General features: G+C 65.8%; 10 protein-coding genes. All 10 read left to right on the forward strand.

Annotated elements, in window-relative coordinates:
* A partial coding sequence (locus AC1DSN_RS10800; RefSeq protein ID WP_477330656.1) for an AAA family ATPase occupies window positions 1-734 on the forward strand: 734 nt, incomplete at its 5' end.
* 5 nt (window positions 735-739) lie between these two features.
* The gene (locus AC1DSN_RS10805; RefSeq protein ID WP_477296721.1) at window positions 740-1,705 is read left to right on the forward strand and encodes a hypothetical protein; all 966 of its coding nucleotides are present in this window, start codon (window positions 740-742) and stop codon (window positions 1,703-1,705) included.
* Between the two features lie 13 nt (window positions 1,706-1,718).
* A complete protein-coding gene (locus AC1DSN_RS10810) occupies window positions 1,719-3,683 on the forward strand; it encodes a type VI secretion system Vgr family protein (protein ID WP_477330658.1) in 1,965 nt (654 codons plus the stop codon).
* Between the two features lie 5 nt (window positions 3,684-3,688).
* Entirely contained in the window at window positions 3,689-4,225 is a 537-nt protein-coding gene (locus AC1DSN_RS10815; protein WP_477296719.1) for a DUF6931 family protein, read from the forward strand.
* Window positions 4,222-5,577: a type VI secretion system-associated FHA domain protein TagH gene (tagH, locus tag AC1DSN_RS10820; protein ID WP_477330660.1), complete on the forward strand. Its 1,356-nt coding sequence runs from the start codon at window positions 4,222-4,224 to the stop codon at window positions 5,575-5,577. The genes AC1DSN_RS10815 and tagH overlap by 4 nt, the downstream gene beginning before the upstream one ends.
* Window positions 5,578-5,588: 11 nt before the next feature.
* Window positions 5,589-6,929, forward strand: coding sequence for a type VI secretion system baseplate subunit TssK (gene tssK / locus AC1DSN_RS10825; protein WP_477330662.1), 1,341 nt, complete (start codon window positions 5,589-5,591; stop codon window positions 6,927-6,929).
* Window positions 6,930-6,933: 4 nt separating this feature from the next.
* A complete protein-coding gene (icmH, locus tag AC1DSN_RS10830) occupies window positions 6,934-8,238 on the forward strand; it encodes a type IVB secretion system protein IcmH/DotU (protein ID WP_477330664.1) in 1,305 nt (434 codons plus the stop codon).
* Window positions 8,235-11,786, forward strand: a complete 3,552-nt coding sequence (tssM, locus tag AC1DSN_RS10835; protein ID WP_477330666.1) for a type VI secretion system membrane subunit TssM — start codon at window positions 8,235-8,237, stop codon at window positions 11,784-11,786. The genes icmH and tssM overlap by 4 nt, the downstream gene beginning before the upstream one ends.
* Window positions 11,783-12,373 carry a type VI secretion system-associated protein TagF gene (tagF, locus tag AC1DSN_RS10840; RefSeq protein ID WP_477295419.1) on the forward strand — a complete coding sequence of 197 codons (591 nt, stop codon included), beginning with the start codon at window positions 11,783-11,785 and terminating at the stop codon, window positions 12,371-12,373. Before tssM ends, tagF begins: the two co-directional genes overlap by 4 nt.
* Window positions 12,370-12,645, forward strand: a 276-nt coding sequence (locus AC1DSN_RS10845) for a PP2C family protein-serine/threonine phosphatase (RefSeq protein ID WP_477330668.1), incomplete at its 3' end; no start/stop codon positions are given. The genes tagF and AC1DSN_RS10845, both read left to right, overlap by 4 nt.

Here is a 12,645-nt window from a genome sequence, read left to right on the forward strand (position 1 = left end):
CCATCAACATGAGCGAGTTCCAGGAGGCGCATACCGTCTCCACGCTCAAGGGTGCGCCGCCCGGGTACGTCGGTTACGGAGAGGGCGGCGTGCTTACCGAGGCGGTACGTCGTCGTCCCTATTCGGTGGTGCTGCTGGACGAGGTGGAGAAAGCCCACCCGGATGTCCACGAGATCTTCTTTCAGGTGTTCGACAAAGGCGTCATGGAGGATGGGGAAGGGCGGCGCATCGACTTCCGCAACACGCTCATCCTGCTCACCACCAATGCGGGCACCGAGACGATCGAACGCCTCTGCGCCGATCCCGCACATACACCGGCGGTCGAAGCGATGGCGGCCGCCCTGCGCGCGCCCCTGCTGGAGATCTTTCCACCGGCGTTGCTCGGCCGCCTGGTCGCCGTGCCTTACTACCCGCTGAGCCAACGGATGCTCGGCGAGATCGTGCGGCTGCAACTGCGACGCATCAAACAGCGTGTGGAAGATCGCTACCGCGTACCGTTCGAATGCACTGACGCGGCCATGTCGCTCGTCGTCAGCCGCTGTACCGAGAGCGAGAGCGGCGGCCGCATGATCGACGCGATCCTGACCAACACGATGCTCCCGGCGATCAGTCGTGAACTTCTCATGCGGACGATCCAGGGCGACCCGGTGGAGCGCGTCGTCGTCGACGCTGCACAGGATGGGTTCTCCTACCGCTTCGAGCTGACCAGCGACCTGCCTGAACTGACGGAGTAAGAAACGTGCACCTCATACCTTTTCTCCAGAACGAAGTCGATCCCGTCAATGGATTGGTCCTGAACTTCGCGCTCCTGAAGCGCTGGGAGAGCGCGAACGCCGGCGACATCGTGGCCCGCGACAATTCAACCCTGCGCGACTTAATCACGCGCTTCGAGCGTTCGATCGATCTGCGCAACGGGTCGGTGCTCGTCACCGCCGCCAACGTGGCGAACGCCCGCGCGCTGTCGATCGCGGCAACGACGCGTCCCTTCACCAGCCCTACCGGAAGTACCAAGCATGAGGCCAGCTTTCGCCGGGCGCTGCACTCAGCGCTGGCGATGGGCATCAACATGGCCCGATCGCCTTATCCTGCGTGCAATCACTATCACGAAGCGGATGCGGCGGAGGTGACCGAGGGTTTCTCCAGGGGATTTCTCTTCAAGCATGTGTCAGACAGCAAACGGGGCGACCGTGCGGGAAAGCGCATGGCGGAGATCCGTGCCGACCCGGCCAATGTCTTCGGGGAGGACCATGTCGGTTTCTTCGGCAATGCCGCGCCCGCCAGTAGCTTGCTGGAGAAGGACTCCGCGGAGAAGTTCAGGGCCGAAGTGCGTCGCCGGCAAGCGGAGTTCACGCAGACTTACGAGGCGGTTTCGCGTCACTTCGCCAAACAGTCCATCGACAGGCAGAACCGGATTCTCCAGCAAGTCAATGCGTTTGGCCTGATCGACGGCATCGTCTTCGTCAGTACCGAGAAGTACACGCTGCACAGTTTCCAGATCGTTCATGGCGTCGTGCAGAAAGGTGGCGGCGAGGAAAATAGCTACGTGAGCTTCGGTGTGGCCTGCGATGAAGCAGGCACCGGCTGGGCTGTCCACCATCTGGTCGGGACCAACGCGAATCGCCTGCGCCATGCGGACGGTGTCGGCGCCGACGTGGCGAGCGGTGGCCTGGATGGCTGCACCACGTTCCAATCGCCGCTGACCTGACGGAGACTTTGCCTTGGCACACGCCATCACGCTCGCATCCTCGGTCGGAAACGACCTGCTCTTCGCCAACATGACGGCGACCGAAGAGCTGGGTCGCCTTTCCACGTTCCGCATCGAGGCCGTCAGCAAGAATGTGTCGGTGGATCTGCGCGTGCTGCTGGGCACCCCGATGACGGTAACGGTTACCACGCCCCAGGGCTATGTCCGCTATTACAACGGCATCGTCGCCGAGGCCGAGCAGGGCGCATTCGTGCAGATCGAGAACGTGCGCTACGCCGTGTACACCTTCCTGGTCGTGCCCAAGCCCTGGCTGCTGCGGCAGACTTCCGACTGCCGCATCTACAAAGGTAAGTCCGTGCCGCAGATCGTGCGCGAGGTGCTCTCGGAATTCGGTTATGGCGATGTCCGGCTGAGCCTGACGGCGAACTACACAACGCGTGAGTACTGCGTGCAGTACCGCGAAAGCTACTTCGACTTCATCAGCCGGCTGATGGAACAGGAGGGCATCTATTACTTCTTTACCCATGCGAAGGGCAGCCACACCATGGTGTTGGCCGATGCGCTGGGCGCCCATGCCACGGTGCCGACCTTCGAGACGATTCCTTATGCGCCGCCGACCGAGCGCGGCCATCGCATGAAAGCCTCGATCAGTGGCTGGACGACGGCGCGAACGGTGAATCCGACCCGGGTGAGCCTGGACGACTATGACTACCAGCGCCCACGCGCGTCGTTGCTGGCCAACGAACCGTTGCCGGACAGTGCGGATGCGCACGGCATATCGGGCCTGGACATCTACGACTATCCCTATGGATCCGTGGGCTATGCCCAGCAGATGGCGGATGGGCAACGTTTCGCCCAGGTGCGCGTGGAAGCGTTGAACGTTGATCAGGCCACCTCGTCGGGCTTTACCGATGCAGTGGGCCTGGCGACCGGCAGCTTGTTCCGCCTACAGGATTTTCCGCTTGCCGAGGCCAATCAGGAGTACCTCGTRGTGTCGACGACGACGCGCCTGGTCGAGGTGGACTACCAGGGCGGTGGCGTGGAGCCCGATCAGGACGAGGCACCTTTTGCGTGCCACTTCCGTGCGATCCGCGGCAGGCAGCCATTTCGTTCGGCACAGGTCACGCCGCGTCCCGCCATTTCTGGCGTGCAGACGGCCGTGGTGCACGGCCAGACCGACGAGGACATCGAGGTGGACAGCTACGGACGCGTGCAGGTCACGTTCTTCTGGAATCCGCCGTCCAGGCCGAAGTCGGACCAGTCCTGCCCGGTGCGTGTCGCTTCCGGCTGGGCGGGCAAACGATGGGGCGCGCAGTTTATCCCGCGCGTGGGCCAGGAGGTCGTGGTCGGTTTCCACGAAGGCAATCCGGACCGACCCCTCATCCTTGGCAGCGTCTACAACCAGGAACACATGCCGCCGTACGCGCTCCCCGAAGAGCGCACACGCAGTGGCGTGATCAGTCGCAGCCTGCGGGGTGCCGCAGGCGAGGCCAACGAGATTCGCTTGGAAGACCGCAAGGGCGCCGAGGAACTGTTCTTCCACGCGCAGCGCGACCTGCGTCACGAGGCGGAGAACGACCACTTCTCGACGATCGATCGCGACGAAACCGAAGCCATTAAACGCGATCGCTCGCATGACATCGGACGCGACGACACGCTCAAGGTCGGTCGCCGCCTGCGTATCGAAGCGGGCGAGGAGATCGAACTAGTCACAGGACTGGCGCGCATCGTGATGAAGAGCACCGGCGAAATCCAGATCATGGGCAGTAGGCTCGCGCTCAACGGCGCAGCCACGATCAACCTGGTGTCGGGCGGCGCGACCTCACTCACGTCCGGTGCCGCCGTATCCGTCACGGCAGGCGCCACCGTCACCGTTAACGCCACAGCGGCCATCGCCGTGACCTCGGGCGCTGCCTTGATGCTCTCTTCCACCCTGGGCCCGGCGGTGCTGAAAGGCATGCCGCCCCTGCTGCTGTGACTCCCATGCCTCTCACTACCACCTCGGCAGCCCGGGACATGGGTCTGGAAGCGAGCGCCATCGCGCTGCTTCACGACGACATGACGGAGCGTGCGGCCGTCCGCGCGCTGCTCGATCACGGCGACGCCGGTGCCGCGTTGCGTGTGGCCCTTCGCCTGATGCCACGTGGCTACGTCATCCCTTGGTTGTGCCAATGCGTTCGCAGCGAAACGCTCGACGACGATGCCCTGGATGGCTTGCTGGTCGCCGAAGCGTGGTTGCGTGAGCGAGGCGAGCCTCGCCGTCGCGGCGCGCTCGCCTTCGCCGCCGAGCGTCACTACGTCGGCATCGGCGCGCTGGTCGCCGCGAGTGTCGCGTGGTCGGAGGGGTTCCTGCTCGACGGCGTGGGCAGGGAGGTGGCACCCGTCGCTCCCCAACTCATGGCTGTGGTGGCCGCGGCCGCACTGCTCACCCTGGCGTCAACCTGTACCGACTTCGATGCGCGCTGCCGTGCACTCGTCGCCTCGGCGATGGGACTGCTTCCACCGGAGGATTCCAAATGAACTCATCCACCGCGTCGAGCCTCGTACTTTCGATTCTCGGCGAGCATGCCGGCAACGTGTCCGAACGTACGTCGGTGCGCGTCGAAGGCCACGACCTGAGCATCGGCCGTGCCGAACATTGCGACTGGGTGCTGCAGGCCCAGGGCGTGTCGCGCCAGCACGCGGTCGTGCGCCACCTCAATGGCCTGTAMTTCCTCGAGGACCGCAGTACCAACGGCATGCTGCTTAACGGCGTGCCGCTGCGTGGCGGCGAGCCGGTGTCGCTCAATGATGGCGACCGCCTGCAACTGGATACCTTCGAGATCCTGGTGGGCGTGGAGCTGCCACCGCAGGTCGCTGAGGCCACCGCGCCGCGTCGCCGCGAGGATACGTTGCGTACCTTGCGTGTATCGCAACAGGAGCCACCGAAGACACAGGGCGCGTCGCCGTCGTTGATTCCCGGCGATGCCAGCGCTGCGGTGTCGCTGGACCCACTGGCCTGGTTCCCTTTCGATCTGACATCGGCTCAAAACGGTATCGCCGAYGTCGAACCGTCCGCGCACTGGAATCATGCCTCGCCGATGGAAGATCGCTTCGATGCGCCGAACGTGGACCCGGCCGCCATGGCGCGACGTGGGCCGTCCGTGCTGCCGGAGAACTGGGACCGCACTCGCAGCCTGTTCACCTTGCCTTCGATGCAGGACAGTGTGGCGCCTGTCGCGATAGATGTTGCGGTTCCCGCGGCGCGGGAGCCTGAGTCCGTGCCTGTGCCTTTGCCTTTGCCCGAAAACGCTGCGATTCCGGCACCATCACAGGCACCAGCACCAGCACCAGCACCAGCACCAGCACCAGCACCAGCACCAGCAGCACAAGCCAACATCGAATCCCTGTTCACACTCGTTCTCGAGGGTGTGATGGACGTGCTGCGTGCGCGCGCCGAGTTGAAGAACGGTTTCCGCCTGCCGGCGACGTTGATCCAGCGTCGGGAAAACAATCCGCTGAAATTCGCCCCCACGGGCGTTGAGGCACTGGCACGTTTGCTGGCCGCTCCCAACGAGGCCTTCCTCTCGGGAGAGGCGGCGGTGGTCGACGCAATGGACGATATCCGCCTGCATCAGGTTGCCTTGTTGGCGGGCGTACGTGCGGCCTTCGACGACCTGATCGCGCAATTCGATCCGTCGCGTTTCGAAGAGGGCCAGCCGCAACGCTCGCGCTTCGGCTTCGCCACGGGCAAGGGTCCGTGGGAGCGTTATCGTATTCATTTCCAGGGCCTCGCCGCCGATCCCGAAGAACGATTCCGTCGCCTTTTCGGTGACGAGTTCGCTCGGGCCTATGAAGACCAACTGGCGCGCGCCAAGCGCGACGGCCGCTGACCGGAACCGACATGACAGCATTCAACAAGGTGGTGTGGAGCGAGGGACTGTTCCTTCGTCCGCAGCACATGCAGCAGCAGGATCGCTACACCGAACGCTACGTGGAACTGCGCGCGGCGACCTTGCGTCCGCATCCATGGGGATTTGACGAACTGGAGATCGAACGCGACCTGCTTTCGATCGGCAAGCTCGGTATCCGCCGCGCGCGTGGTGTTTTTCCCGACGGCACGCCGTTTTCCATGCCTGACCGCGACCCGCTGCCGCCGCCCCTGGAAATCGATACCAACTGGCGTGACCAGGTCATCTACCTGACGTTGCCGTTGCGCTCGCCGTCCCAGGCGGAAAGCCTCTGGCCGGGGTCGCAGGTCCAGGGTCAGCTGGCACGCTTCGCCGTACGCGAGGTGGAAGTGAACGATGCATCGGGCAGTACGCCGGGCATCGTGGCGCTCGAAGTCGGAGGCCTGAGCACCCGCATGACGGCCGCTTCCCAGGCGCGCGAAGGCCTGGTCGAACTTCCGCTCGCTCATCTGGTGGAATGCCGCCCCGACCGGCGCGTCGTGCTCGACGACGGCTTCGTGCCCAGTGCGCTGGCCTGCCGGGCCTCCGAAAGGCTGACCTTGTTCCTCACCGAACTGCTTGGCCTGCTGCACCAGCGCGGCGAAGCGCTGGCCGGTCGCGTCGGCGGCACCGACCGGACAAGTACGGCCGAGCTGGCCGACTTCCTGATGCTGCAACTGGTCAACCGCTACCAGCCACAAGTGGCGCATCTGGCTGAGGCGCCATGGCTCCATCCCGAAGACCTTTACCGCTTGCTGCTGGGCCTGGCCGGCGAAATGGCGACCTTCACCACGCCCGGTAAGCGCAGTGAGGCCTTTCCTCCTTACCGCCATGACCGCCTGCGCGAAAGCTTCGAGCCGGTGATCGCGGCGCTGCGCCTGAGCCTGAGCGCGGTGCTGGAGCAGACGGCCGTTCCCGTGCCGCTGCAACAACGCAAGTACGGTGTCTGGGTCGGTACCGTGGCCGATGGCAGCCTGCTTGATGGCGCGTCGTTCGTGCTGGCTGCCAAGGCCGACATTGCCGCCGCCGACATGCGTCGCCGCCTGCCGTCGCAGTCCAAGATCGGGCCGGTCGAGAAGATACGCGATCTGGTGAACCTGCAGCTGCCGGGTATCGCCGTGGCGTCACTCGCCGTCGCACCGCGGCAGATCCCGTACCACGCGGGCTACCAGTACTTCGAACTCGATAAGGCTTCGCCGATGTGGAAGACGCTGCGTACGTCCGGTGGCGTAGCACTGCACTTCGGCGACGGCTTCGACGGGCTTGCGCTGGAACTGTGGGCAGTAAGGAGCTGATGCCATGAAGCATGATGATGTCGACGCATCGCCTGGCGCCGATGCCACGATCGTACGCCCGAGCGGTGTTCGATCGCCGGCACCCGTGCCGATACGCGAGCGGGAACGCCAACCGGAGCGCGATCTCGCACGCGCCGTCCAGGAGCTCCCCTCGGCCGGCGGCAATCCCCTCGTGCGCGCCGCCAATCCGCTGCTGTTGCTCGCGGCGCAGCTGCGCGACAGCGCCGAGGCACCCGATCCCGCGCTGTTGCGCGACCGTGCCACCGCCTACCTGCGCCGCTTCGAGGATACGGGCGCACGCGCCGGCATCGACGCGCAGACCGCCGTCGCGGCGCGCTACGTGCTGTGCACGATGATCGACKAGGCGGTACTGGATTCGCCGTGGGGCGAACAGACCGGCTGGAGCCGCCAGACCCTGCTGGTCACCTTCCACGGTGAAACCTATGGCGGTGAGAAGTTCTTCGTYATTCTCGATCGTCTGGCCCAGGACTTGGTCCGTCATATCGATCTGGTGGAGATGATGTATCTCTGCCTCGCGCTCGGCTTCGGCGGCAAGTACCTCGTCGAGCCCGGCGGCGTGGCACGACTCGCCGACCGTCGCGAGGACGTGTACCGGCGGATCATGGCGTACCGCACGGCGATGCCTGCGGCGTTGTCACCCCGCTGGCAGGGTGTCGATCGTCCGCTGAAGCCCCGTCGCGGCGTTCCGTTGTGGATGGCGGCGCTGGCCGCGTGCTGCCTGCTCATCGGTGTCTGGATCGTCCTGCATACGCGTCTCAACGGCACGGTCGAACCCGTGAGTGCGCGCCTGGCGACCATCGGCCTGCGCGGTGTGCCGTTGCCTGAGGCGATCGCGACCAAGCCGGCGTCGGCCAGCCTGCGTCAGTTGCTTGCTGACGATGCGCGGGCAGGGACGCTATCGGTGGACGAAAAGCCGGATGGGCAAGCCACGATTCGACTCGCGGCCACGGAGATGTTCCCCTCTGGCGGCGCCGATGTCGCTGCGGCTCAGGTAGCACTGCTTGGACGCGTCGCGCATGCACTGGATCAGGTGCGCGGTCGGATCATCGTGGTGGGTCATACCGACGACCAGCCGATCCGCTCGCTGCGCTTCAAGGACAATTTCGAACTCTCCGGCGCGCGTGCGCGTAACGTCAGCGCCATTCTTTCCCACGATCTCGACGACCCGCGCCGCGTGGAATCCAGCGGGGCGGGCTCGTCGCAGCCCATCGCCACGCCGGCCGACCTGCCCGCCAACCGCGCGCGCAACCGTCGCGTCGAGATCCTGTTCGTGCCGGAGGCCGGATGAAAAACCTGGACGATGTGTTCCGTCACGTGTGGGTACGCGCGGCAATCGGCATTCTTCTGTGTGCGCTGCTGATTGGCTTCGGCGGCCCATACCTGGGCATCGGTGACGAACAGCCGTTGGCCAGCGTCGTCGCCCGCGTCGTTGCGATCCTCGTTGTTGCCACGATATGGATCGGTGTGGTCCTGCTGCGCCAGTGGATGGCGACGCGACGTACCCGGCGCATGGGTGATGACCTGACCGCGCAGGATGATCTCAGGCGCCAGGATGTCGAGGCGCGTACCCAGGCCGAGCGCGATGGTCTGCGCACGCGTTTCATCGAGGCGCTCACCTTGCTGCGCAAGCGACGCGATGGCGGGGCCAGCCTCGAAGCGTTGCCCTGGTACCTTTTGATCGGTGCGCCGGGCTCGGGTAAGAGCACCTTGCTCGAACACTCCGGACTCGAGTTTCCCTTGCTCGGCGCTACGGGCAAACGCTCCGTGGCCGGCGTCGGTGGCACACGCCAGTGCGACTGGTGGTTCACTGACAAGGCCGTCTTCCTCGATACCGCAGGGCGCTACACCACGCAGGACTCCGATCCCGGTGTCGACGCGCCGGCATGGGAAGCGTTCCTTCAAATGCTGCGTCGCTATCGACGGGGACGTCCGCTCAACGGCGTCGTCCTCACCGTCAGCGTGGMCGAGTTGCTCACGATGAACCCGGCGGAGCGCCAGCGCCACGGTGACGCGCTGCGCGAGCGGGTGGACGAGATCGGCTCGCGCCTCGGTGTGGCGTTGCCGGTGTACCTGGTCTTTACCAAACTCGATCTTGTCGCCGGCTTCCTCGACCACTTCGATGCGCTCGACGCGGCAGGGCGCGCGCAGGTATGGGGCGTTACCTTTCCGGAGGATCGCAGCATCGATGGTGGTGCACCCGCTCTGGTCGGCGATGAGTTCGATGCCTTGCTCGATCGGATCGACGGGGCGATGGTGGAACGCATGCACGCGGAACGTGACGTGCGTCGACGCGCGCGAATCCTCTCGTTTCCGCAGCAGCTTCGACATCTTCGCGAGCTGGCACTTCCGCTGTGTACGGCGGTCTTCGGCAGTCATGCCTATGGTCGCGCGCCCATCCTGCGTGGGATGTACCTCACCTCCGGTACCCAGGAAGGCACGCCAATCGATCGGGTCTTATCGGTCGTGGGCCGTTCGTTCGGTGTGCAAACGGCGATGGCCTCGGTGTCTCGCACACCACGCCGGACATTCTTCGTCGAGCGCCTGCTCAGGGAAGTGATCCTGCCCGAGGCGGGATTCGCCGGCGCCGATCCGGCGGCATTGCGTCGCCGCCGCCTTACCGGCGCGGCTGCGATCGCCGCCATCGCGTTGGTCACGGCGTGCCTGCTGATCGGCATGTTTACCAGCGCGGCACGCAATGCCGACTTTGTCGCGAGCGTCGAGAAGGTCCTGCGTGACTATCCCGACGATGCGCGCACACCGACTCCCTCGTCGCTACGCCAGTACGATGCGCTGGCCCTGCAGCGACTGGACGTGCTTGGCCGTGCCGAGCAGTTGGCGGGGCAGGTTAGCGGCGACTACCCGCTGTCGATGCGATTCGGCCTGTTCGAAGGATCCGCGATGTTCGGCCAGGCGCGCGAAGCGCATATCCGCGAAGTCAACGCGAGCGTGGTGCCGGGCCTTGCGCTGCAGTTCCGCGATGGCGTCCGTGACGCGGCAAGCGATCCCCAGCGTCTCTACTACGCGCTGAAGGGATACCTGATGCTTGGCCAACCCAACCATCGTGATGGCGACGGCCTGGCCGTGCTGGCACGAGAGCGCTGGCGCGAGGTGTTCCCCGAAGACGACGGTCTGGCCGATGCGCTCGAAGGCCATTTCCGTGTCGTGCTCGCTGGCCGCGATACGTTGCGGACGTTCCCCCTGGACGCGGCACTTGTCGACGCCGCGCGGGCATCATTGCGCGCCGCTGATCTCGCGACGCTGGTCTACGGTGGGCTGAGGCTCGACAGTGAGTCACGCCAGGATGCACCCGTGCGGCTTGACCGCACGCTGGGGCTGCTTGGCACGGTGTTTCGTCGGCGTAGCGGCGCACCGTTGTCGAAGCCCTTGCCGGCGTTGTACACACGGCCCGTGTTTGCGGCCATGGTGCAGGACGGCGAGGTCTCGGGCATCGGCGCGCCTGGCGGCATCGCCGCGGCCGTGGATGCCTTCGCCAAAGACGACTGGGTCTTTGGCGTGAAAGTGAATGATCCGGTGCGCCGCGCCTCGCTCGCCACGCAGGTGAAGACAATCTATGTGGCGGATTACATCCGCGCCTGGGATGAGCTCATCGGTGACCTGCAGTTGCAGCCGGTGGGGAACGTCCAGGAAGCCAGTAGTGTTGCCGCCCGGCTCGCCGGCGCAGGTTCACCGTTGAAGGCCTTGCTCGCGCTTGTCCGCGACAACACCACGGATCTGCTGCGACAGACGCCGTCGGACAGTACCGACCGCGTCGCCGCCGCCGCGGAGCGGCGCGTGGCTGACCGGGTGAAGGGGCGCAGTGAGATCGCCCGCCTGCTGGCGGAAGGCAGTACGCCAACGGCAGCGTCTGCCACGGAGCGCCCGGACGCGCCGATCGTCGAACACTTCGCCACGCTCAACCAGTTGACCGACGGCCAGCCGGGCGCGACGCCGCTCGATCGCGTACTCGGCGTGCTGGACCAGATGAGCAAGACGCTGCTGACGTTGCGGCCCGGCGCGGACAGCCTCGGGCAGTCGGATCCCGCCCTGGCCATCGCGCGACAGGAGGCGGGGCAGTTGCCACCACCGCTTTCGACGTGGCTAGGTAGCCTGGTCGGGACGAGCCAGTCGTTGGTCAGCAAAGGCGCAGACGGTGCGCTTGCTGACGGTTTCCGCCAGGCGGCCGGTGGCGACTGTTCGCGCTTAGTCCAGGGGCGCTATCCGTTTACGCCGGAGAGCCGCTCGGACATCCCCTTGCAGAACTTCGCCGACCTGTTCGGTAACGGTGGTCGCTTCGACGGCTTCTTCAAACAGGTCCTGTCGAAATCGGTGGACACCAGCGGTAGCACGTGGATCTTCCGCGATGCAGACGGCGCACGTTCGGGCGGAGCGGTGCTCGCGCAGGCTCAGCTCGCCGACGCCATTCGCCAGGCCTATTTCCACGACGGTCCTGCGCCGCAAGTGGGCTTCACGCTGTCGATCACCACGCCTCCGCCCGGCATCGGTCGTTTGCTCATCGAGATCGATGGACAGCGCTTTGAGTACAAGGCGGGCGAGACCAGCGCGCCGGTAACGATGCGCTGGCCGGGCCCAACGCCGGGGACCGCGCGTATAAGCGCGTGGGACAGCGCCGGCAATCCGTTACCCACGCTGGATTATCCGGGCGAGTGGGGCTGGTTCCATGCGCTGGATGCGGCGTCCCTGCAACGGCGCACCGAGACCCGTTTCGGGGCGAACTTCGGTTTCGGCGGGGCTCGCGCGACCGTGGACATCGAGGCATCCAGTTTGCACAACCCGTTTGGCGATACCAGCGTGCGTCGTTTCCGGTGTCCGGCATGAACCGCACACTGGTGGGGTTCCACGGCAAGCTGCCGAACGTCGGTGACTTCGTGCAGCGCCGCTTGCCGGCCGTCTTCGTCGATCGCTGGGACGCGGCGATGCAGTCCGCTCTCGCTGAGGCGTCCGTCGCTACAGGCGATGCATGGCGGGACGTGTTCCTGGCCTCGCCCACTTGGCGCTTCGCCGTCGCCACGCGCGTCTGCGGCCAGCTTCCCTGGGTAGGCGTGGTCGTGCCGTCGCATGACCGGGTGGGTCGGGTCTATCCGCTCGTCCTGGCGGTATCGCCGCCTCGCGCCGCCGACGGTTGGCCGCAGATACCCGCGAACGCGTGGTTCGCGACACTCGCCGCCGCGGCCGCGCGCACGCGCGACGGCATGGACGTGACCATGTTCGACGCCCTGGTGGCGATGTTGCCCGACCCGGCAAGGTCGCCCCTGCAGAGCCTGCCCTCAACTGTCCACATCCGCAGCCGCAGCCTGTGGTGGCAGGGTGACCAACTTGCGGACGGCGTCGTCTTGCCCGGGCTGCCCGCCGCCGCCGACTACCTTCGCCTGCTCGGCATCGAAACCGACGAGGAACCCGCGTGACTCCGCCCTATCTTTCCGCCGGTCGTACCGAGACCGGCCACGTGCGTCGCCACAACGAAGACGCGATCCTCGTCGCCGACATGCCCGGTCTCTGGGCCGTCGCCGATGGCCTCGGCGGACACGCCGCTGGCGACGTCGCCAGCGCGCTGATCGTCGAGCAGCTCGGTGCACTACACCTGTCCACCGACATCACGGACACGATGGATGCGATCGAGGACGAGCTTTTACGAATCAACCACCGTCTTCGCGCCATCGCGCGCGATCGCCGGGTC

It is taken from the genome of Luteibacter sp. P4_D7_3 (assembly GCF_056401735.1).